Genomic DNA, 21,827 nt, shown 5'->3' with positions numbered 1-21,827 from the left:
CGGCGTCCCCCGCCCGGCCCGCCGCAAGGAAAACTGGTAATTCCCCGGCCGCGAAAGACCACAGGTATGGACGCACGCGTACGCGAACACGCCGAGATAATCGTCGACCACTCCACCGACATCGAGTCGGGCGACGACGTGGTCATCCAGATGCCGAAGGAAGCGGAGGACCTCGCGGTCGCCCTCCACGAGCTCTGCGGGGACCGCGGCGCCAACCCCGTCTACCTCAACTACTCGAAGCGCGCTCAGCGCGCCTTCAAGCGCTCCTCCGACGACTTCTCGGAGCCGGAACACCGGCGCGCCCTCTACGAGGCGGCCGACGCCTTCATCATCGCCCGCGGCGGCTCGAACGCCACCGAGGACGCCGACGTCGACCCGGAGACCAACGCGGCCTACAACCGCGCGATGGAGGACGTCAAGCGGACGCGCCTCTCGAAGACGTGGTGTCTCACGCAGTACCCGACCGCGAGCCACGCGCAGCTGGCCGGGATGAGCACCGAGGCGTACGAGAACTTCGTGTGGGACGCGGTCTCGCTCGACTGGGACGACCAGCGCGAGTTCCAGTCCGAGATGGTCGAGATCCTCGACGCGGCCGACGAGGTCCGGATCGCGTCCGGCGAGGGGACGGACCTCACGCTCGACATCTCCGGCAACTCCACGCTCAACGACTACGGCGAGGCGAACCTCCCCGGCGGCGAAGTGTTCACCGCGCCGGTCCGCGACGGCGTCGACGGCGAGGTTCACTTCGACCTGCCGCTGTACCGCTACGGCCGCGAGATCGAGGGGGTCCGCCTCCGGTTCGAGGACGGCGAGGTCGTCTCGCACTCCGCCGAGCGCAACGAGGACCTGCTGACCGGCATCCTCGACACCGACGAGGGGTCGCGCCGCCTGGGCGAGTTGGGTATCGGAATGAACCGCCAGATCGACCGGTTCACCTACAACATGCTGTTCGACGAGAAGATGGGCGACACCGTTCACATGGCGGTCGGCTCCGCGTACCCGGAGACGGTCGGCGAGGAGAACGCCGTCAACGAGTCCGCCGAACACGTCGACATGATCGTCGACATGAGCGAAGACTCCGTCATCGAGGTCGACGGCGAGGTCGTCCAGCGCGACGGGACGTTCATCTTCGAGGACGGCTTTTAAATATCGTCCGCGCTCGGTCCCGTCGGAAGCGCGACCGCGCGCCGCGAGCGGTGGCCGGTGGACCGATTTATACCGTCACGGCGCGTACACGAACGTATGCCAGAAGAAGTCCTATTTAAATCCGAGAGCCGCCGGAGCCGCGAAGAGATCGCCGCGTACCTCCGCACGGTCGCCGATTCGCTCGCCGCCGGCGACGACCTCACGCTTTCGAAGGGCGGCGAGTCGGTGACGATGGCCCCGCCCGCACAGCCGACGTTCGAAGTGAAAGCCGAGCGCGAGGGACCGGCCGACGGGCCGGGCGAACTCAGCGTCGAGTTCGAGTTAGAGTGGGACGAGGGAGACGGCGGCGACGACGGCGAGTTAACAATCGAGTAGCGCGGCGGATCTCGGCGGCTCGCTCCCGAGAGCCGCTATATCGCGTTGCCCGGAACCTCGACGAAGGCGTCGCGCGCGGAGAGGCTGTCGAGCGTGGTGTCGACGCGGTCGCGGACCGTCTCGATCTGCGCCAGCAGCTCCTCGTACTCCTCGGTGTCCGTCATGTCGGTCGCTTCGAGCGCCGCCTTCTTCGAGGCCAGCGCGAAGAACTCCTGGCTGTTCTCGTCGAACTCGGCCCGGTGGAGCAACACCTCCACGAGCGTGAGCAGGTCCTCTTTCGTGACGGGCTTCGTCTTGTAGTCGTCGAACGGCATCTCGACGATGTCGACGTCCGGCTCGACCGCGGTCAACATCGCGATCCGCGCGTCGTACCCCTGTTCGCGGATCTCCGCGAGCACCTCGTGGCCCGACAGGTCCGGCATGCGACGGTCGAGGAGAACGACGTCGACCGTGTCGTCGGTCATCTCTATCGCCTCCTCGCCGCCGGTGGCGATCCGCACGTCGTACTCGTCGGCGAGGTACACCCGATACAGCTCGGCCAGGTCGGGCTCGTCGTCCACCGCGAGAACCGTGGGCTGCGTCGCGGCGCCGCTCATGGGAGCGACACCCGCAGTCCCGGCGTTGAGGCCTTGGGGTGGTCGTCGCCTGTTCGAATGTTCATGGAACGAACTACTCGCGTCGCCGACTAAAGCGTTGACCCACGAATATCAGCAATGATATTTTAAACGAACCCACACGCGAGCCGCCGGCGTTCGGCGAGGAACGGTCGGCGGCTGGCCCCGTCTCCGGCGGCCGTTCTCCGATCCGGATCCGACCGACGACGCGTGCCGGGCGCGACGCGCGGCGCGCCCCGGCCGGGAGACCGCCGTGACCCAAAGGCACATTTACGCGCGCTTCCTAGCCGTGTTCAACCAATGTCTCACAGCCCCTCACTGCCCGACCGCCCCCGTCTGGAGCTCGATCCGGAGATGAGCGAGGCGGAACGGCTCGAAGCGATCCGCCAGCACTTCCGGCGGATCCGGCAGGTGAACGACGAACTCGAGGAGCGCTTAGACGACGCCCAAGACCGGCGCGGCGACCTGAAGACGGACGTCGACGAGCTCAAACGCGAAAACGAGGTGCTGAAGACCTCCTCGCTGTACATCGCCTCCGTCGAGGAGATAACGGACGACGGCGTCGTTATCAAACAGCACGGCAACAACCAGGAGGTCCTGACGGAGGCGGCCACGAGGCTCGACTCCGACCTCCGGCCGGGCGACCGCGTCGCCATCAACGACTCGTTCGCGGTCCAGCAGGTCCTCGACGACGAGACCGATTCGCGGGCGCAGGCGATGGAGGTCACCGAGTCGCCCGACGTGGTCTACGACGACATCGGCGGCATCAGCGATCAGATCCGCGAGGTCCGCGAGGCCGTCGAGGACCCCCTCGACGACCCCGAGCAGTTCGAGAAGGTGGGCGTCGACCCGCCGAGCGGCGTCCTCCTCCACGGGCCGCCGGGCACCGGGAAGACGATGCTGGCGAAGGCGGTCGCCAACGAGTCGAACGCGACGTTCATCAAGATGGCCGGCTCCGAACTCGTCCGGAAGTTCATCGGTGAGGGCGCCCGCCTCGTCCGCGACCTGTTCGAACTGGCCGCCGACCGCGAGCCCGCGGTCATCTTCATCGACGAGATCGACGCTGTCGCCGCGAAGCGGACGGACTCGAAGACCTCCGGCGACGCCGAGGTCCAGCGCACGATGATGCAGCTGCTCTCCGAGATGGACGGCTTCGACGACCGCGGCGAGGTCCGGATCATGGCCGCCACCAACCGCTTCGACATGCTCGACGAGGCGATCCTCCGCCCCGGCCGCTTCGACCGACTCATCGAGGTGCCCGAGCCGAACGCCGAGGGCCGCGCGCGCATCCTCGAAATCCACACCCGCGACATGAACGTCGCCGAGGGGACGGACGTCAGCGAAGTCGCCAGCGAACTCGAGGGGTACAGCGGCGCCGACATCGCGTCGCTGGCGACCGAAGCCGGGATGTTCGCGATCCGCGACGGCCGGACCGAGGTCACGCAGTCGGACTTCGAGCAGGCCCGCGAGAAGCTCCAAGACGCGGAACAGGACGAACAGGTCATCAACTACCAGTACTGACCGGGCCGGTCGGCGGCCCGAAGCGGACGTACCGACGCTTCTCCCGGATGACCGATAACGACGCTTCTCTCGGATGATCCACCGCAACTCACGGACGGCGGCGCGTTGGCGGGCGGGAGCGACCGCGCTCCGGACGCGACGGGCCAGCGAGTGCCGTGACCGTCCCGCTTTTACCCGTCGGACGGGGAGTGAAAGGTGATGAATCCGGCGCGGGACCCCGAGGCGACCGACCGCGACGCCGCCGCCCTCGACGGCGAGTTCGGCTTCGCCGAGCCGTCGACCGACCAGTCGTTCGAGAACGCGCTCGCTGCGGCCCGCGCCGGCGACCGACTCACCGTCGACGACGCGACCGAACTGCTCGCCACCGGGACGGACACCGCGGGCATCGACCCGGTTCGGAAAGAGCGCGTCCTCGAACTGGCCGACCGCCGGCGCCGCGAGGAGGTCGGCGACGAGGTCACGTTCGTCGCCAACCTCAACAACAACGTCACCACCGCCTGCAACACCGGCTGTCTGTTCTGTAACTTCAAGGACTCGGCGCACGCCTTCGAGGCCGACAGCGACGCCGACCACGCGGGGTTCACGAAGACGCCCGCCGAGTCCCGCGCCGTCGTTGAGGACGCCCTCGATATGGGGGTCTACGAGGTGTGTTCGGTGTCGGGGCTCCACCCCGCGCTCGCCTTAAACGAGGAGCACCACGAGATACTCCGGTCGTACGACGACCCCGAGAGCGCGGTGAACTACAAGCCGCCCGAGCGATACGCGACGGATCCGGGGACCTACGTCGAGCAAATCGAGGCGATGTCGGTCGGCGGGGTCCACCTCCACTCGATGACGCCCGAGGAGGCGTACCACGCCGCCCGCGGCACCGACTGGGACTACGAGCGCGTCTACCGCGAACTCGCGGCCGCCGGCCTCGACTCCGCGCCCGGCACCGCCGCCGAAATCCTCGTCGACGAGGTTCGCGACGTGATCTGTCCCGGCAAGATCCGCACCGACGACTGGGTCGCGGCGATGGAGGGCGCGATGGCGGCCGGCCTCGACACCACGTCGACGATGATGTACGGCCACGTCGAGACGGTGGCTCACCGCGCGGAGCATTTAAAAGTAATCCGCGATCTGCAAGACCGGACGGGCGGAATCACGGAGTTCGTTCCCCTCTCCTTTATCCACCAGAACACGCCGCTCTACCGCCACGGCGTCGTCGAGTCCGGCCCCTCCCGCGACGAAGACGAGTTGGTGGTCGCCGTTGCGCGCCTCTTCTTGGACAACATCGATCACGTGCAGGCCTCGTGGGTCAAATCCGGCGACGCCCACGGGCTGAAACTCCTCAACTGCGGCGCGGACGACTTCATGGGGACCATCCTCTCCGAGGAGATAACCAAACGCGCCGGCGGCGAGTACGGCGAGTTCCGGTCGTTCGAGGACTACGTCGACATGATCACGGCCATCGGTCGGACTCCGGTCGAGCGCTCGACTGACTACCGAACCCGTCGCCGGATCGACCCTGAAAACGGGCCGCACGGCCCGCGACTCGGGCCGCGAGCCGACGGAACGCCGATGGTCTCGCAGCCCCCGAAAAGCGAGCCACCGAGCGCCGGGTCAGCGGACGCCGACGACTGATCGGCCCTGCGCGTCGGCTCCGTTTGGACTCTCAACTCGCGAGAACCGGCAACGTTTTCTTTATATTGGCACCCGTTATCACGGATATGCCCCCCGCGTCAGACGCGCCGACGTTCGGCTCAACGGCGGACGAGTCGCGCGACGACGGCGGTGAGTCGGACCCTTCCTCGGTCGCGCTCACCCGCACCGACGAACGAGTGATCGCGTACCTCGACGACGTGGGGACCGATTACCCCGCGTTCGTCGCGAGCAACACGGGCCTGTACGTCGACCACGTGGAGTCGCGGCTGGACGCGCTCGCCGACGCGGGACTCGTCGAACGAGCCACCGACGAGGCGGTGTTCCGGGTCACGGACGCCGGCCGCGAGGCGCTGCGTGCGGACTGTGCCGCCTGGTCGGACTGAGGGAGGGAGTCGTCGCTCGCGTCCACCTTTTTATCGCCCGAGGTCGGCGTGCGCCGACGAGAGGTGTCTGGAGCCGAGCGCCGCGAGCAGCGAGAGTTCGCCGGCGAGCGCGCCGACCGCGATCGCTTCCGCGAGCGCGTCGCCGTTGCTCCCGGCCGGGTCGCCGCCGCCGCGGACCCCGAGGATCTCTAGGCCGGCGGCCTGCGTCGGAAGTTTCGTCCCGCCGCCGACGGTGCCGACTTCGAGGCTCGCTATCGACACGGAGAGGTACAACCCGCCTTCGGGCGTCGTCTCCGCGGTCGTGATCGCGTTCGCTCCCTCGACGACCTGCGCCTCGTCCTGGCCGGTGGCGAGGAACATCGCGGCGACCGCGTTGGCGACGTGGGCGTTGAAGCCGAGCCCGCCCGCCTTCGCGGAGCCGACGAGGTTCTTGCGGGTGTTGATCTCGGCTATCGACTCGGGGGTGGTGTGCAGCCGGTCTTCGACGACCTCGCGGGGGATCGTCACGTCGGCGGTCACGGAGCGCCCGCGCCCCTCGACCGCGTTGACCGCGGCCGGCTTCTTGTCGGAACAGAGGTTCCCAGACAGCGCGACGAGCGAGGCGTCCGTCTCGGCTTCGATCGCGTCGCACGCCTCGCGTGTCGCGATGGTGACCATGTTCATCCCCATCGCGTCCTTCGTGTCGTACCGGAATCGGAGGTAGACGTTGTTGCCGACGACGTACGGCGTCACGTCGAGCAGTTCGCCGTGGCTCGTCGTCGATTCGGCCGCGTCCCGCAGCGTCTCCTCGTTGTCGCGCACCCACGAGACGAGCGCCTCCGCCTCGGCCACGTCGGCGACGCGGAAGACGGGCGCGCGGGTCATCCCGCTTTTCGTGACGCGTGCGGTCGCTCCGCCGGCGTCGTTGACGACCGAGCAGCCGCGGTTGATGGAGGCGACCAACGCGCCCTCCGTGGTCGCCATCGGGAGGTAGCGCTCGCCCGAGAGCGCGCCGCCGTTCACCGCGACCGGGCCGGCGACGCCCATCGGGACCTGCACGGCCCCGATCATGTTCTCGATGTTCGAGCCGTGGACGTCGGCCGCGTCGAACGCGTACTCGCCGACGGCGTCCACGTCGGCGTCGGCCGTCTCGGCGACGAGCAGGCGTCTGGCCGCCGCGGCGGTGTCGGTGTCGGCGTGCTCTTCGAGCGCGTGGAAGCGGACGTCGCCCTCGCGGACGCGGTCCGCCAGCGACGCGGGAGTGGGTTCCGTCATGGCCGACTGTCCTCGCGGCGCGTGCTAATGGCTATCGATTCCGACGGTTCCGAGCGAGTCGCCACGCCGCCGCGCGCCTACCGGCCCACGAAGTCGGAGAGGCGCTTGCGGAGCGAGTCGCCGCCGAGTTTGAGGTAGTAGGCGTCGCCGCCGTCCTCGTAGTAGTCGTTGATCCGGCGGACGACCTCGAAGCCCAGATGCTCGTAGAAGCCGAGCGCGCGGGTGTTGGTCGTGCGGGCGTGGCAGGTGACGGAGCGGTGGTCCTCGGCCACGTCGGCGATGAGCCGCTCGGCGTGGCCGCGCCCTCGGTGGTCGGGGTGGACGGCCAAGAAGAGAATGTACCCGTCCCGGCGCACGGAGGCGAACGCGACGATTTCGTCGCTTTCGACGAGCAGGTGTGTCGTGGAGCGACGGTAGGCGTCGACGAAGAACCCTCGGCGCTGCCGGAGGACCCCCTCGTCGGCGTGGATCCGCTCTTTGAGGTTCCACGCGTCCGTGGCGTGGTCGGCCTGGCCGGGCGGATCCGTCCGTTTCTCCACGTTGACGCTCACTGCAGCAACGTAACACGCCAGCGGAATATAACTCCACCGCCACCGGGGACGGTTGCGACCGGCTGGCGGTGCGAGATGGGATGGGCTGGCGGTGCGAGACGGGGTGCGCTGTGCGACGCGAGACGGGAGCACGGAGGTCGATGCGTCGAGCCTCGCCGGCGTCGCTCGGGGGTCGGTCGGCGTCTCGCGGAAGCGACGGAAGCGTTTTGTCGCGCTCGGTCTTGCATCCGGTAATGATCGACCCGTCGCCGGTGGGCCGGGACCGGCTCCGCCGCTCGTTTCTGACCGGCGTCGCCGTCATCGTCCCCTCCGTGATCACGCTGGCGGTGCTCGGCGTGGTGTTCAACGCGATCTACAACTACCTGAACGCGTTCTCGTCGGTGGTCGCGTCGGCGTTTCCGGCCGAGACGCTCCCCGTCGGTCGCCGGGTCGCCATCGAGGTCGCGACGCCGGTCGTCTTCGTCGCGTCGATACTCGTCATCGGCGTCGTCGTCGAGTCGACGCGACACGGCCAGCGCGCGGTCGACTACGCCGACTACGCCATCGAGCAGATTCCGGGCGTCGGCTCCGTCTACCAGGGGTTCCGGCAGATGAGCGACGCCATGTTGGAGTCGGACAGCGGGAACTTCCAAGAGGTCGTCCTCGTCGAGTTCCCCACCGAGGAGGTGTACACGCTCGCGTTCGTCACGAGCGAGACGCCGGACGCGGTCGCCGCCCCGGCCGAAGGCGGGTCGATGCGGACGCTGTTCATGCCGATGGCGCCGAACCCGGTGATGGGCGGTCACGTCCTCTTCGTCCCCGAACGCCGGATCGTCGAGGTCGACCTGACCGTCGAGGAGGGGATCCGGGCGCTGGTGACGAGCGGGGTCGCGCTCGAACGCGCGGCCGGCGAGGCCGAGGGCGTCTCGCCGGACCAGATCCGCGACGCCGGACGCGAGGGGCGAATCGGCTCGTACCACTCCTCGATGTCCGACGCCGCGAAACGCCCCGACGACGACTACGACGGGTCGGGCGACGAGCGCCTCACGCCGGACGACCGAGGAGACGATCGATGAGTTTCGCCCTCCGCGATCACACGGCAGACGTCGCCGTCGAGGCGACCGCGCCGACCCTCGACGCGCTGTTCGAGGCGGTCGCCGACGGGCTCACCGCGGCGAGTTTCGACGCGGTCCCCAAGACCGGCGAACGGTTCGAGACGACGGTGAGCGCCGAGAGCCGCGAGGCGCTCCTCTTCGATTACCTCGATCAGCTGATCTACGAGCGCGACGTGCGACTCGTTCTCCCCGCTGGCCACCGGTGTGCGATTAGCGGTCCCGACGATTCGACGCCGACCGACCCTGCACCGGCCGACGGAGCGACCTGGACCGTCGACGCGACGGCGCGTGGAGTCCCCCTCGGCGACGTCGCGGCCCGCGAGATCAAGGCGGTCACCTACTCGGAGATGACGCTGGAACGCCGGGACGGCGACTGGTACGCGTACGTCGTCTTCGACGTGTGAGCGCTGGATGGCCTCTCACCCGTTGACGGACCGCCGTTTGACGCCCGCCCGCTGACGCAACGCCCTTTGCCTCCCCGCGCTGAACCCCGGACATGACCACGCGCGAGTTCGACGGGATCCGGTTAGAGAAGGTCCGCGACCACGTCTGGGAGATCCCCCGCGAGGGCGACATGAACGTCCCCGCGCGAGTGCTCGCCAGCGAGTCGCTGCTCGAAGCGATCGGCGACGACGACTCGCTGCAACAGCTCAAAAATGCGACCCACCTTCCGGGGATGGTCGAGCCCGCGCTCTGTATGCCGGACGGCCACCAGGGGTACGGCTTCCCCGTCGGCGGCGTCGGCGCCATCGACGCCCGAAACGGCTGTATTTCGCCCGGAGCGGTCGGCTACGACATCAACTGCGGGGTTCGGATGGTCCGGACGAACCTCACCTACGACGACGTGCGCGGCCGCGAGGCGGAGCTCGTCGACGCGCTGTTCGAGGCTGTCCCCTCCGGCCTCGGCGGGGGCGGCGTCATCGACGGCGACGCCGACGCCATCGAGGGCGCCCTCGAACGCGGCGTCGAGTGGGCGGTCGAGGAGGGGTACGGGATCGAAAGCGACCTCGCGCGCTGTGAGGACGAGGGGCGACGGCCCGACGCGCGACCGGAGTACGTCTCACAGAAGGCGATGGACCGCGGCCGCAACCAGATGGGGTCGCTCGGCTCCGGGAACCACTTCTTAGAGGTGCAACGGGTCACGGACGTGTTCCGCGAGGACGTGGCCGAGGCGTACGGGCTCGCGGAGGACGGCATCGTCGTCCTGATCCACTGCGGGAGCCGCGGGCTCGGCCACCAGACCTGCAACGACTACCTCCGGCGGATCGAGAAGGAACACGGCGACTTGCTCGACGAACTCCCCGACAAGGAGCTCGCGGCCGCGCCGGCCGGCTCCGAGCTGGCCGAGGAGTACTACGGCGCGATGGGCGCCTGCATCAACTTCGCGTGGGTGAACCGCCAGCTCATCACCCATCAGGCCCGCGAGACGTTCGGCGAGGTGTTCGACGCCGACCCGATAGCCGACCTCGGGATGGAGCTGCTGTACGACGTGGCCCACAACATCGCGAAAAAAGAGGTCCACGAGGTCGGCGTCGACGAGGCGGGCCGGCCCGCGGTCGGCGACGAGGCGGTCGACCGGGCCGACCGAGAGGTGTACGTCCACCGCAAGGGCGCCACCCGCGCGTTCCCCGCCGGGAACGAGGCGGTGCCGGCCGTGTACCGCGACGTGGGCCAACCCGTCATCATCCCCGGCAGCATGGGGGCGGGCTCGTACGTGCTTCGCGGTGGCGACGAGTCGATGTCGGTGTCCTTCGGCTCGACCGCTCACGGCGCCGGCCGGCTCATGAGCCGGACGCAGGCGAAACAGGAGTTCTGGGGCGGCGACGTGCAAGACGACCTCGAAGCCGGCCAGCAGATATACGTGAAAGCACAGTCCGGCGCCACCATCGCCGAGGAGGCGCCCGGCGTCTACAAGGACATCGACGAGGTGATCCGCGTCAGCGACGACCTCGGGATCGGCGACAAGGTCGCGCGGACGTTCCCGGTGTGTAACATCAAAGGATAGGTCGGACGGCCCCGCTCCTTTCCCCGCGTCCCCGACGACTCCTTATCACGCATACCGCGGCCACTCCGCGTCGGGATGACGAGCCACGCAGCCACCGACGACGAACAGCGAACGACGACGCGGCGGTCGGTCCTCGGCGGCGTCGCCGCCACGGCGGGCGCCGCGCTCGCCGGGGTCGGCGCGCTCGCAACCGCGAGCCGACCGGCGGCCGCCGTCGACGGCGATCCGGCGGCCTTCGAGGCGGGCGACGCCCCGACGGTCACCAGCAACGACGGGCTGATCGAATCGGTCTACCTCTCGCCGACGGTCGACGTGTCGTGGACCGACTTCTCGGCCGGCGTCGAGCGCGTGACCCTCACGCTCGCCGTGGGGAGCGAGGCCGGTGTCGACGAGGTGTACCGCGAGACGCTCTCGGCGAGCGACCCGGCAGCGACGCCCGGCGACGTGGCCTCGGTGCGCGGCCTCGACGGCGACGGCGCCGACACGCCCTCGGACGCTCCGCCCGAGTTCGGCGCGGTCGACGGCGGCCTCACCGCCGCCTTCGAGCGCGTCGACGCGACGGCCCGCGGCGACGCGGTGACGACCGAGACGCTCTCGGCGACGGACCTCTCCGGCGGCGAGACGGCGACGACGACGCTCGACGTGGTGTTCCGCGCCGACGTCGCGGGCAGCGGCGAGGAGGTGACCGTCGTCCGAACGACCACGGTCGACCTGACCGTGGAGAACCCCGCCGGGGACGCGACCGCCGGCGGGTCGGTCGCCGTCGACGCGGTCTGATCGGCGTCCCCTATCGGGGCGGTGCGACGGCGACCGACGCTCACCGCTCCCGCTTCGCCGGCCGGCCGAGGCGCTCCTCGACGGCCTCGACTTTCTCCGCAGCGGTCGTCTCCGCGGTCCGCTTGTCGTCTATTTTTAAGACCGTGGAAACGCGGTCGCCGTCGACGGCCTCGTGGGCGGCCGCGGCCGCCGCGAACAGCGTCTCCGCGTCGTCGGCTTCGATCACGGTCCCCATCGGGTTCGTCTCGTAGCTCACGTCGAACGCGTCGAGCGCGGCGACGGCCGCCGCGACCTCGTCGGCCATGCTCCCCTCGATCACCGGTGCGACGCTCAACAGCGCAATCGCGGTCATAGCCGCGTCTCCGGGGCGCGAGCACTTAAGAATGGAGCGCGGGGCGGCCGCGCGCCCGCCGGCTCAGTCGAGCGCGTCCGCGAGGAAGGACAACTGGTGGCCGATCGCCGGCGTGAAGTCGGCGCCGAACGGCGAGAAGTGGTCGGCCGGCATGGTGACGACGGTGCCGCGAGACAGCGTTTCGCCCGCGTCGACGACCGCCTCGCTGTCGACGATGGCGTCGTCGGTTCCGGCCAGAAGCAGCGTCGGCGCGCGGATCTGTCCGAGCCGCGTTACCGGTCGGTAGTTCGCCACGTTGAGCAGCGTCCGCGCGGGCGTCTCGTTGCGCCACGCCGACTCCCGGTCGACCAGGTCGAGGTACTTCCGCTTCGTCCCCGGCTCCGTGATCGCCGCCAGCTCCTCGCTTCCGCCGACGATCGGGACCGTCCGCCCGCGACCGACCCGGTGGCCGAGCAGGTCGCGAACGCCGGCGGCCGCCGAGCGCGCGAGGTACCGCCCGCCGCGGCGCCGAGCGATCGCCCGCCCGTCGAGCATGGGGACAGCACCGATCACGGCGTCGACGTCGCGCCGCTCCGCCGCGAGCGTGAGGACGTGCGCGGCCGACAGCGACGCGCCCCATAACGCCAGATCGCGGCCGATTTCGTCGACCCGGCGAACGCGGTCGATCGCGGCCGCGTAGTCGGCGCGCTGGCCCGCGGGGTCGACGAGTTGTGCGTCGCCGTCGGACGCCCCGAACCCGCGGTAGTCGAAGAGGAACGCGGCGTAGCCGGCGTCGGCGAACCGCTCTGCGACGGCCGGGTAGCCGAAACTCCGCTCCGCGCCCAGTCCCGGCGCCATCACGACGACCGGGGGGTCCTCGCCGTCGCCGCCGGGGAGGTACAGCGTGCCGCGACAGGTGTCACCGTCGCTCTCGAACGCGAGCGCACGGGTGGCGAACCGCTCGCGCGGGGGGCGGTCGAGCCGTCGCTGCGCGCGGTTCACCGGATCCCTGCGGGTCACGCTTCGTCCTCCGAGTCGGCGGGCGCGGCGGCGTCGGGCGCGTCGTCGTCGTGGCTCAGCGTCGCGAGCACGCGCGAGGAGAACTCGGTCTCGCTGATCTCATAGCCTATCAGTTCCTCGAACCACGATCCGTCGGCGTGCCACGTCCCGAGGACGTCGCCCGGAGAGCGGACCACGGTCGCCTCGACGCGAACGGGGTCCCACGCGTCGGCCTCGGCGCGGTCGATGAGCGCGTTGAGCGCGCGCCCGATTTCGGCGCGGTGTACCTCGCGTCCGGGAAACGCCGTCATGTACGTGAGCTGTAAGGGATCGCCTGGCTCGACGGCCTCGACGCTGATCCCGTAACTGCGGAGCGTCGGCTCCACCTCGTTCGTCCGCTCGTCGCCGGTCATACGCGACCCACGTTCGGGCGCGATAAATCGGTACCGGCGTCCGGACGGCGTCGTCGCTCGGGGTGTGAGGCGGTCGTACGAAAGCCGCGGACGGGGGGCCGACCGCCGGCAGCGACGGTCGGGATCGATTTGTCAGAGGCACACGATGTTCCCGTGCGGCCGAAATTTACTATATCGCCAGAATATATAAGGTCTCGGGAAAATACTTTTTTAGTTCATTCAGTCGTCGCAAGCAACTCTCCGGTTCCGGACACCATTTATGAGCGCCGCCCGACTGGATCGAGTATGCTCCGGGAGACGACGGCGGCGCTGCGGCGGTCGCCCGACCCGGCAGGCGTCCTCGTCGTCGGCGGTCTCTTGACGCTGCTCTCGTGGCTCGTCATCCCGGTCTGGGTCGGCGGCGCGCTGGTTTTCCCCCCGCTCGCGCTGTTCGCCCCGCTCGCGCTCGCGCCCGCGTTCGTCGCCCGCGGCTACTTCGTCCGCGTCCTCGCCGCCGGCGTCGCGACCGGGAACGTCGACGGCGCCCCCTCCTTCGTTGGGTGGAACGAACTGTACGTGAACGGCCTCAAATCGACCCTCCTGAGCGTCGTCCTCCTCGCGCCGCTGGGGCTCGGACTCGCGGTCGTCGCCCTCGCTGGGGGCGCGCTCGCGGCCGGGGTCGTCGATCCCACGCCCGTCGCCGACACCGTTCGCGAACTCCTCGGCGCCGGCGGCGGCGCGGCGGTCGTCGGCGTCGCCGGTGCCGTCGTCGCGGCGACCACGGCGGCGTACCTGCTCGCGTTCGCGTACGTCAGGCCGGCGGCGCTCGCGGCGTTCGCCGCCTCGGGGCGCCTCAGAGACGGGCTCAGGCCGGGCCGCGTCGCGCGCGTCGCCGGCTCCGGCACGTACGCCGCGGCGTGGGTGGTCGCGGTCGCGACGCTCGGCGCCGGCTACGCGCTGTCCGGCCCGTTCGTCCCGCTCCTCGTCGGGTTCGTGTTCGTCTTCGCGGTCCGCGTCGCCGGGTACGGCCTGTACGGTCGCGGCGCGGCGGCGACGCTCGACGCCGGTGGCGCGGCCGCCGCCGTCGACGAGGAGACGACGACCCCCGCGGGAGACGAGTCCTCGGGGTCGTCCGGTCCGTCGCAGTCGGTCGGTCCGTCGCAGTCGACCGGCCCGTCGCAGTCGTTGCCCTCGGAGGTCCCGCCGGCGGTACAGACGGGGCGGTCGGTGCCGATCGTCGGCGCCGACGGCGGGTTCGACTGGCTGACGGCCGAGCGCGAGACCGGCCGCGACGGCGACGCCACCCCCGACGCGTTCGAGTGGGCGAGCGACGCCGCCGACCCAGAAGACAAGCGTTGATACGCCGGCGGTGTGACGTTCGGCCATGCGCATCACCGACCGGGGGTACGGCGAGGAGGGCCGCGAACGGCTCAGCCTCGTCCCCGAGAACGTCGACGACCTCTGGCACCTCGCACACGTCCTCGAACCGGGGGACCTCGTCGAGGGCGACACCACGCGCCGGATCCAGCGGAACGACGACCAGATGCGGGACACCGGCGGCCAGCGCGAACACCTGTTCGTCACGCTGGAGGTCGGCGAGGTGGAGTTCGCTCGGTTCGCCAACCGGCTCCGCGTCTCGGGCGTGATCGTCGCCTGTTCGCGCGAGGACCAACTCAACGCCCACCACACGATAAACGTCGAGGAACACGACGAGATTACGGTCGAAAAACAGTTCAAGCCGGACCAGACCGAGCGGTTAGAGGAGGCGACCGAGGCCGCGGAGAACCCCGACGTGGCCATCGCGACCGTCGAGGAGGGGGCCGCCTACGTGCACACCGTCCAGCAGTACGGCACCGAGGAGTACGCCTCGTTCACGAAGCCGACCGGGAAGGGCGACTACTCCCGGCCGCGCGAGGAGCTGTTCGCCGAGCTGGCCGAGGCGCTGGCGCACCTCAACGCCGACGCCGTAATCTTAGCCGGGCCGGGGTTCACGAAGCAGGACGCGCTCGATTACATCCAAGCGGAGTACCGCGACCTCTCCGAGAGCATCACCACCGTCGACACCTCGGCCGCCGGCGATCGGGGGGTCCACGAGGTGCTCAAACGCGGCGCGGTCGACGACGTACAGAAGGAGACCCGCATCTCCAAGGAGGCGACGCTCATCGACGACCTCACCGCCGAGATAGCGCAGGGCGCGAAGGCGACGTACGGCCCGGACGACGTCGCCGAGGCCGCCGAGTTCGGCGCGGTCGAGACGCTGCTCGTGGTCGACGACCGACTCCGAACCGAGCGGCAGGGCGAGGGCGACTGGGCCATCGACGCGAACGAGGTGATCGAGTCGGTCGAACAGCAGGGCGGGGACGTGGTCGTCTTCTCCTCGGAGTTCGACCCCGGCCAGCAGCTCTCGAACCTCGGCGGTATCGCCGCGATCTTGCGATATCGGCTGCAGTGAGGGTCGGAGACGGCCCGACGTCCATTTATAAGTGAACTGTGCGGTGGCGCGAGGAGCGCCGCGCGAGTCCTCGCCGGCTGGGCCTTGGAGGTGTTCGCCGAGCGGTTACCAGCAACGGTTTATAAGCGTACGACGAGGGCGCTGGAGACCTCGCCCGTCGACGTAGCGTACTCGGTTATCTACCCGTAAGCGCCTCGCTCGCGGGCGCGAAGTCGATCGTCTGCCCGCGACCCGCCTCGCTCGCCCGCTCGTAGAGCATGTGCGCGGCGGCGACGGTCTCGACGCCGGTTCCGCCGGAGTCGAAGACCGTCACCTCGTCGTCGCTCGTCCGGCCGGGATGTGTGCCGGCGATGACCTCGCCCAACTCCGCGGCGACGTGGTCCTCGTCGATCAGCCCCGACTCCAGCGCCGCGAGGAACGAGCCGGCGTCCTGGGTCGCTCGCGCGCAGAGGTCGGGGACGTACGTCGCGCGGGCGACGAGTTCGGGCGGGAGTTCGTTTTTCCCTGGGCTGTACTGTCCCATCGCGGTGACGTGGGTGCCGGGCTCGACAGCCGCGTTGTCGATGACGGGGTCGCTCGCGGTGGTCGCCGTGATGACCACGTCGGCTCCGGCGAGCGCCTCGCCTGCGCTCGCGACCGCCGACACGTCGGCGTCGAGCCGGTCGGCGAACTCGCCGGCGAACGCCTCGCGGTTCTCGGCGGTCGGCGAGAACACCCGCACGGCCTCGAACGCGCGGACTGTGGCGGTCGTCGCGAGCTGGCCGCGGGCCTGCGCGCCGCTCCCGATTATAGCAATCTCACTTGCGTCCTCGCGAGCGAGCGCGTCGACCGCGACCGCTCCCGCGGCACCCGTCTTGAACGGGTTCATCGAGGCGCCGTCGAGCAGCGCGAGCGGCTCGCCCGACTCGGCGTCGAACAGCGGCGTCATAAACCAGGCGTCCTCGGCGCCGAACCCCGCCGAGTAGGTGTACCCGCCCATCGCGCCCGTCTCCGGGAGGACGGCGGCGTACGTCGTAAGCATACCCGGCGGCTCGCGGTTGAGCAGTTTCGTCCGCGGCTCCGCGGGCGCGCCCTCGCCGATCTGGCGGTACGCGTCGCGGACGACGGTGACGTAGTCGGCCGGCTCAGCGAGGTCGTCGACGTCGGCGCTCGAAAGGAACAGGGTGTCCGTCATACCCGGCCACTCGGGGCGCGGGAACTAAACGGTACAGGCCGCGGCGATCCGTCGGGGTCAGACGGACGAGCGCCCGCTGGAGCCGCTCTGGCGGCGGTCGGAGCGCGCGGCGTCTCCCCGCACGTCGTCGCTGACTGGGGCCCGCACGAACATCGCGTGGACCATCACGGCGGCCGCGACCGCCGCGCCCGCGGGCAGCGCGGCCGTCAACGACAGCCCGACTAAGGCGAGGAACGCGGTCACGCCGATCAGTGCAGCCGGGATGAGCCCGAGGACGAGATCGTAGTATCCAGTCATGCTATCGTTGAATACTAACCGGAAATCGCTAATAAATCTTTCTCGTGGTTCGTCGGTAGTTCCTTCGAGAGTACGCCAAAGCAGTGCATAACTTATAGACCGAACACGCCGTCGACCGTCTCCGTCGAGGTCGTGAGCGGAAAGGGTGAGCGGCTGCGGGTCGTCGAATCGGGCGGTGCGTCTACCGGAGGCGGAAGTAGAGCGCGCGCCAGCCGCCGAGCGCGACGGAGCCGAGCACGAGCATGACGACGGCGAACGCGGGGGCGGCGCCGCCCCGGAAGACGAACGCGCGGAGCGCCAGCCCGACGGCCGCGGCGGGTATCCACGACCGAATCACCAGGGGGACCGACGACTTCGCGGTCTCGACGGCGCCGGCCGAGTACGCGCCGACGAGCGGCGCGACCAGCGCCCACGCGATCAGGAACGGCGCGAACACCTCCAGCAGGTACAGCGGATTTGACGACAGAAACTCGGCGGTGCTGTGGTTGAGCGCGCCGACGGTCAGCAGGACGATCAGTGCGAGCAGGTCGCCGACCGCGAGGGGCGCGGCGCCGCGGTCGAGGCGTGTTGCGAGGAACGACGAGTCGGCCATATCGACCCGTCGGGGTCCCCCCTACTTTGTACGCACGGATTCGATTCGACGACCGGCTACGCCGGGAGCGGCTCCGGGGTCACTCGTACAGCGGGTGCGCCTCGCAGAGCTCGACGACGCGCTCGCCGACCTCGTAGATCACGTCGTCGCTCTCGACGTTGTCGACGACGCGGTAGATGAGGTCGCCGACCTCCCGGATCGCCTCCGCGTCGAAGCCGCGGGTCGTGAGCCCCGCGGTGCCGGCGCGGATCCCCGAGGGGTTGAACGGCGAGCGCGTCTCGCCGGGGACCGTGTTCCCGTTGAGGACGATGTTCGCGGCCGCGAGCGCGTCGGCGGCGTCGCCGCCCGGCAGGTCCGGGTGCGACTCCCGCAGGTCGGCCAGAACGAGGTGGTTGTCGGTGCCGCCGGAGACGAGCGAGAGGCCGTGGTCCTGCAGCGTCTCGGCGAGGACCTGCGCGTTGTCGACGACGGTCTGCGCGTACTCCTCGAAGGAGGGGTCGAGCGCCTCCTTGAACCCGACCGCCTTGCCCGCGATGTTGTGCATGAGCGGGCCGCCCTGCCCGCCGGGGAACACCGCCTTGTCGATGTCGTCGGCGAACTCCTCGTCACACAGCACGATCCCGCCGCGGCCGGCGCGGATCGTCTTGTGGGTGGAGCCGGTGACGAAGTCGGCGACGCCGACCGGCGAGGGGTGGACGCCCGCCGCGACGAGCCCGGTGATGTGCGCGATGTCGGCGAGGTGGTAGGCGTCGACGGCGTCGGCCGCCGCCTGGATCTCCTCCCAGTCGACCGCTCGCGGGTACGCGGAGTAGCCGGAGACGATGATGTCGGGGTCGAACGCCTCGGCGGCCTCGTGGAGCCCCTCGTAGTCGATGTACCCCGTCTCGGTGTCGACCTCGTACTGCTCCACGTCGTACATCTGCCCGGTGAAGTTGGCCGGGTGCCCGTGAGAGAGGTGACCGCCGTGGCTCAACTCGAGCGAGAGGATCTTGTCGCCGGGGTCGAGCGTCGCGTAGTAGACCGCCTGGTTCGCCTGCGTCCCGGAGTGCGGCTGGACGTTGACGTGGTCTGCGCCCCACAGCTCCTTTGCGCGTTCGATGGCGAGTTCCTCGACGACGTCGGCGTACTCGCAGCCGGCGTAGTATCGCCCGCCCGGATACCCCTCGGCGTACTTGTTGGTGAGGACGCTCCCCTGGGCCTCCAGTACCGCCTCGCTCACGTGGTTCTCGCTCGCGATCATCGCGAGGGTCTGCTCCTGTCTGTCGCGCTCGCCGTCCAGCGCGTCGGCGACCGCGGGGTCAACTGCCCGGACGTGCTCGTGGTCCATGGTGAAACACCGGTTCGATCGCGCATTAATCCTTCCGTCACGTCCGTCGTTGCGGCGCCGTCACGGTCGCTGTTGCGGCGTCAACGCGCCCGTCGTTGCGGCGCCGTCACGGCCGCCCGATCGCCGCTCGCTCAGACCGCAGATCGATCAAACACCGAATCGGCCATATTTCGGTGTTTCGAGGGCTAGAAACACATTGTTCGCTCTCTGAATCCCGTTAATATTAAATACGCAACTGGCCTTTATTCGGAGAGATATATGGTGTCGAATTTACTGGAGGCAGACGTAGAAAACATCCTCGATGCCGCCTTTGCGGGCGACGACGAGGCCCTGTTCGTCGTCGACCCCGCGGCGGAGACGATCGTGTCGCTCGTCGAGGCGGCCAGCGACCGCGACGACCTCCCCGAGATGTCGATGCTCGTCGACGAACAGGCGCTCAAAGACGTGATGGAAGACTTCCTCGTCGCGTCGAAGGCGGCGGACCTCGTCGACCAGGGAGCGCTCGACCTCCGCGTCCTCGGCGAGGCGGTCGACAACGCGCTGTTTGTTTCGCCCTCGCGCGTCGTCGTGTTAGTGAGCACCACGGACCACGTCGCCGCGCTCGCCTCGGACGACGGCGAGTTCGTCGACGCGGTGTTCGAGACCCACAGCGAGGCGTTCGCCGACGCCGAGCCGTACGCGCTCCGGACGCCCGCGATCAGCCGCGTCCGGGAGACGATGGACGCCGAAATCGGCGCGGCGACCCGCGAGGACTTCGACGCCATGCTCGCCGCGATGGACGCCGCCCGCGGCGACGGCGGGGACCTCGACGAAGTGACGGTTTCGCTGCTCGTCGCCGCGAAAAACGACGTCCTCCTGTACGACATCTCGAAGTGGGGCGAAGACGTCGGCATCGCCTCGAAAGCGACGTTCTCTCGCACGAAGACTCGGCTCGAAGACCTCGGCGTCATCGACACCGAGAAGGTCCCGATCGACGTCGGCCGCCCTCGCCTCCGGCTGAAACTCGGCGACGAGCGCCTCCACGACCTCGACGCCAGCGCCCTCGCCGTCGAGGCCGCCGACCTGCTCGCCTGAACCCGCCTCCGCGCCGACCGGCCTCCAGTTCGCCGCCTCACCCGCGGCTTTTTTTCGCTGCTTCGCGTCGACGGACACATGGATATCGGACTTGTCGGTGACGGCCCCGCGGTCGAGGCCGTCTCGGCCGCGCTCGGCGACGTCGACGTGAACGTGATGCCCGTCGAGGCGGGGCTCCTCGACGGGTTCGACCTCGCGGTCGTGGCCGACACCGCCGGCTCGGAGCCGTTCGCGACCGCCGACGCCCTCGTCGACCGCTGGGTGGCGATAGAGGTCGGCGGGCTCGGCGGGGTCCCGCTGGCGTCGGTCGACGCCGCGGTGTCCGTCTTCGACGACGCCTGTTACGACTGCCTCCGGCGACGCGTCGCGAGCAGCGACCCCGAGGCCGCCGACGCCCCGACCGGCCGGCGGTCTGCCGTGCGCTACGCCGGCGCGAAGGCGGGGAGACGACTCATCCGGCTGCTCGCCGGCGACCCGGTGGCCGACACGGTCGTCGAGGTGCCCGGCCCCGAGCGGACCCTCCTCCCGGTCCCCGGCTGCGACTGCGGTTCCGATCCGGGGGACGCGCTCCCCCACGACGACGCGACCCGCTCGCTCGCCGAGGCCGTCGACCGGGCCGAGCGCGCGGTCGACTCCCGAGTCGGCCCCCTCACCGAGGTCGGCGAGCAGGCGTCGTTTCCCGTGCCGTACTACGTCGCGCGGCTCGCCGACACGACGCCGTTCTCCGACGGGCGCGCGACCGAGTTCGGCGGCGGCGTCGACGCCGGCTGGGACGCCGCGTTCATGAAGGCGCTCGGCGAGGGGTTAGAGCGGTACGCCGCCGGGACCTACCGCGAGGCCGCGTTCACGCACGCGCCGGCCGCGAACGTGCCGAACCCGGTGCCGCCGGACGCGTTCGTCCGCCCCGAGAGCGCGTCGCCGTACGCCCGCGAGGACCGGCTGGCGTGGGTGACCGGCGAACGCCTCGGGACGGGCGAGGTCGCGAGCCTCCCGGCGGAGTTCGTCCAGTTCCCGCCGCCGGAGCGCCGGTATCGCCCCTCGATCACCACCGGGCTCGGGCTCGGCAACTCCGGGCCGCACGCCGCGCTGTCGGGGCTCTACGAGGTCATCGAGCGGGACGCGACGATGACGAGCTGGTACTCGACGGCCGATCCGCTGGGAATCGACGTCGACGACGAGGGGTTCGCGGAGCTGCGGAAGCGCGCCCGCGCCGAGTCGCTCTCGGTGACGCCGCTGCTCGTCACCACCGACATCGACGTGCCGGTCGTCGCGGTCGGCGTCCACCGTGACGGCGACTGGCCCCGGTTCGCGGCGGGGTCGGGCGCCGACCTCGACCCCGCGGCCGCGGCCCGGAGCGCGCTCGCGGAGGCGCTACAGAACTGGACCGAACTGCGCTCGATGGGCCCCGACGCGGCCGAAGAGCAGGGCGCGGCGATCGGCCGGCACGCCGATTTCCCGGCGGAGACGCGGGCGTTCTTCGACCCGGAGGCGACGACGCCGGCGGCGTCGCTCGGCGAGCCGGAACTGACGGGCGCCGACGAGCTGGCCGCGGTCGTCGACCGCGTCGAGGCGGCCGGGCTGGAACCGTACGTCGCGCGGACGACGACTCGCGACCTCGCCGCGCTCGGCTTCGAGGCGGTTCGCGTCCTCGTCCCCGGCGCCCAGCCGCTTTTCACCGGCGACCCGTTCTTCGGCGACCGGGCGAGGGAGGTGCCCCGGTCGATGGGGTTCGAACCCGACCTCGACGCGACGTACCACCCGTTCCCCTGAGCCGTCGCGTCGCGATTGCCCCATCCCGCCGATTTAAACCGTTCCCGCCCGCTCA

At 70.0% G+C, this 21,827-nt stretch carries 23 protein-coding genes; 13 read left to right on the top strand and 10 right to left on the bottom strand.

Going from position 1 to position 21,827, the window contains the following annotated elements:
- Positions 1-66 precede the first annotated feature (66 nt).
- Both DOS48_RS24725 and DOS48_RS24720 read left to right on the top strand, forming a co-directional pair.
- Positions 67-1,146, top strand: coding sequence for an aminopeptidase (locus DOS48_RS24725; RefSeq protein ID WP_127118261.1), 1,080 nt, complete (start codon positions 67-69; stop codon positions 1,144-1,146).
- Positions 1,147-1,242: 96 nt separating this feature from the next.
- Positions 1,243-1,521 carry an amphi-Trp domain-containing protein gene (locus DOS48_RS24720; RefSeq protein ID WP_127118260.1) on the top strand — a complete coding sequence of 93 codons (279 nt, stop codon included), beginning with the start codon at positions 1,243-1,245 and terminating at the stop codon, positions 1,519-1,521.
- A gap of 35 nt (positions 1,522-1,556) precedes the next feature.
- Here the strand turns inward: DOS48_RS24720 and DOS48_RS24715 are convergent, their stop codons facing one another.
- Positions 1,557-2,117, bottom strand: coding sequence for a response regulator (locus tag DOS48_RS24715; protein ID WP_127118259.1), 561 nt, complete (start codon positions 2,115-2,117; stop codon positions 1,557-1,559).
- Positions 2,118-2,435: 318 nt separating this feature from the next.
- Here DOS48_RS24715 and DOS48_RS24710 point away from each other — a divergent pair, with 318 nt between their 5' ends.
- The 3 genes from DOS48_RS24710 to DOS48_RS24700 all read left to right on the top strand — a co-directional run bounded on the left by DOS48_RS24710 (position 2,436) and on the right by DOS48_RS24700 (position 5,683).
- Positions 2,436-3,656: a proteasome-activating nucleotidase gene (locus DOS48_RS24710; RefSeq protein WP_127118258.1), complete on the top strand. Its 1,221-nt coding sequence runs from the start codon at positions 2,436-2,438 to the stop codon at positions 3,654-3,656.
- Positions 3,657-3,854: 198 nt separating this feature from the next.
- Positions 3,855-5,279, top strand: a complete 1,425-nt coding sequence (gene cofH, locus DOS48_RS24705; RefSeq protein WP_127118257.1) for a 7,8-didemethyl-8-hydroxy-5-deazariboflavin synthase subunit CofH — start codon at positions 3,855-3,857, stop codon at positions 5,277-5,279.
- A gap of 86 nt (positions 5,280-5,365) precedes the next feature.
- Positions 5,366-5,683, top strand: coding sequence for a DUF2250 domain-containing protein (locus tag DOS48_RS24700; RefSeq protein ID WP_127118256.1), 318 nt, complete (start codon positions 5,366-5,368; stop codon positions 5,681-5,683).
- 30 nt (positions 5,684-5,713) lie between these two features.
- On the opposite strand, the gene hmgA is transcribed toward DOS48_RS24700, so the two are convergent.
- Positions 5,714-6,937 (bottom strand): hydroxymethylglutaryl-CoA reductase (NADPH), encoded by a 1,224-nt coding sequence (gene hmgA / locus DOS48_RS24695; protein WP_127118255.1) that lies wholly within the window; start codon positions 6,935-6,937, stop codon positions 5,714-5,716.
- 77 nt (positions 6,938-7,014) lie between these two features.
- A complete protein-coding gene (locus DOS48_RS24690; RefSeq protein WP_127118254.1) occupies positions 7,015-7,488 on the bottom strand; it encodes an N-acetyltransferase in 474 nt (157 codons plus the stop codon).
- A 233-nt stretch (positions 7,489-7,721) separates the two neighbouring features.
- Between DOS48_RS24690 and DOS48_RS24685 the strand changes: the two genes are divergently transcribed.
- The 4 genes from DOS48_RS24685 (at position 7,722) to DOS48_RS24670 (ending at position 11,364) form a co-directional block, all read left to right on the top strand.
- Positions 7,722-8,543: a DUF502 domain-containing protein gene (locus DOS48_RS24685; protein ID WP_127118253.1), complete on the top strand. Its 822-nt coding sequence runs from the start codon at positions 7,722-7,724 to the stop codon at positions 8,541-8,543.
- Positions 8,540-8,986: an archease gene (locus tag DOS48_RS24680; RefSeq protein ID WP_127118252.1), complete on the top strand. Its 447-nt coding sequence runs from the start codon at positions 8,540-8,542 to the stop codon at positions 8,984-8,986. Before DOS48_RS24685 ends, DOS48_RS24680 begins: the two co-directional genes overlap by 4 nt.
- Before the next feature lie 92 nt (positions 8,987-9,078).
- The gene (locus DOS48_RS24675) at positions 9,079-10,587 is read left to right on the top strand and encodes an RtcB family protein (RefSeq protein WP_127118251.1); all 1,509 of its coding nucleotides are present in this window, start codon (positions 9,079-9,081) and stop codon (positions 10,585-10,587) included.
- Between the two features lie 75 nt (positions 10,588-10,662).
- On the top strand, positions 10,663-11,364 hold the full coding sequence (locus DOS48_RS24670; protein WP_127118250.1) for a hypothetical protein: 702 nt from the start codon (positions 10,663-10,665) through the stop codon (positions 11,362-11,364).
- Between the two features lie 40 nt (positions 11,365-11,404).
- On the opposite strand, the gene DOS48_RS24665 is transcribed toward DOS48_RS24670, so the two are convergent.
- From DOS48_RS24665 to DOS48_RS24655, 3 genes are all read right to left on the bottom strand, one after another.
- Positions 11,405-11,716, bottom strand: coding sequence for an MTH1187 family thiamine-binding protein (locus tag DOS48_RS24665; RefSeq protein ID WP_127118249.1), 312 nt, complete (start codon positions 11,714-11,716; stop codon positions 11,405-11,407).
- 63 nt (positions 11,717-11,779) lie between these two features.
- Positions 11,780-12,715, bottom strand: a complete 936-nt coding sequence (locus tag DOS48_RS24660; protein WP_127118248.1) for an alpha/beta hydrolase — start codon at positions 12,713-12,715, stop codon at positions 11,780-11,782.
- Positions 12,712-13,107: a hypothetical protein gene (locus DOS48_RS24655; RefSeq protein ID WP_127118247.1), complete on the bottom strand. Its 396-nt coding sequence runs from the start codon at positions 13,105-13,107 to the stop codon at positions 12,712-12,714. Before DOS48_RS24655 ends, DOS48_RS24660 begins: the two co-directional genes overlap by 4 nt.
- 285 nt (positions 13,108-13,392) lie before the next feature.
- Here DOS48_RS24655 and DOS48_RS24650 point away from each other — a divergent pair, with 285 nt between their 5' ends.
- Positions 13,393-14,445: a DUF4013 domain-containing protein gene (locus DOS48_RS24650; RefSeq protein ID WP_127118246.1), complete on the top strand. Its 1,053-nt coding sequence runs from the start codon at positions 13,393-13,395 to the stop codon at positions 14,443-14,445.
- Positions 14,446-14,470: 25 nt separating this feature from the next.
- Positions 14,471-15,538 carry an mRNA surveillance protein pelota gene (locus DOS48_RS24645; RefSeq protein WP_127118245.1) on the top strand — a complete coding sequence of 356 codons (1,068 nt, stop codon included), beginning with the start codon at positions 14,471-14,473 and terminating at the stop codon, positions 15,536-15,538.
- A 175-nt stretch (positions 15,539-15,713) separates the two neighbouring features.
- Here DOS48_RS24645 and DOS48_RS24640 read toward each other — a convergent pair whose 3' ends face one another.
- The 4 genes from DOS48_RS24640 to glyA all read right to left on the bottom strand — a co-directional run bounded on the left by DOS48_RS24640 (position 15,714) and on the right by glyA (position 18,928).
- Entirely contained in the window at positions 15,714-16,712 is a 999-nt protein-coding gene (locus DOS48_RS24640) for an ornithine cyclodeaminase family protein (RefSeq protein ID WP_127118244.1), read from the bottom strand.
- A 57-nt stretch (positions 16,713-16,769) separates the two neighbouring features.
- Positions 16,770-17,009 carry a hypothetical protein gene (locus tag DOS48_RS24635; RefSeq protein ID WP_127118243.1) on the bottom strand — a complete coding sequence of 80 codons (240 nt, stop codon included), beginning with the start codon at positions 17,007-17,009 and terminating at the stop codon, positions 16,770-16,772.
- 181 nt (positions 17,010-17,190) lie between these two features.
- Positions 17,191-17,601 (bottom strand): DUF3054 domain-containing protein, encoded by a 411-nt coding sequence (locus DOS48_RS24630; protein WP_127118242.1) that lies wholly within the window; start codon positions 17,599-17,601, stop codon positions 17,191-17,193.
- Positions 17,602-17,680: 79 nt separating this feature from the next.
- Positions 17,681-18,928, bottom strand: a complete 1,248-nt coding sequence (gene glyA, locus DOS48_RS24625) for a serine hydroxymethyltransferase (protein WP_127118241.1) — start codon at positions 18,926-18,928, stop codon at positions 17,681-17,683.
- Positions 18,929-19,186: 258 nt separating this feature from the next.
- On the opposite strand from glyA, the gene tbsP reads away from it, so the two are divergent.
- A complete protein-coding gene (gene tbsP, locus DOS48_RS24620; protein WP_127118240.1) occupies positions 19,187-20,002 on the top strand; it encodes a transcriptional regulator TbsP in 816 nt (271 codons plus the stop codon).
- 78 nt (positions 20,003-20,080) lie between these two features.
- Positions 20,081-21,772 (top strand): YcaO-like family protein, encoded by a 1,692-nt coding sequence (locus DOS48_RS24615; protein WP_127118239.1) that lies wholly within the window; start codon positions 20,081-20,083, stop codon positions 21,770-21,772.
- Positions 21,773-21,827 lie beyond the last annotated feature (55 nt).

Source organism: Halorubrum sp. PV6 (assembly GCF_003990725.2).
GTDB lineage: Archaea > Halobacteriota > Halobacteria > Halobacteriales > Haloferacaceae > Halorubrum.
This window is presented reverse-complemented; position numbering and strand designations above follow the sequence as displayed.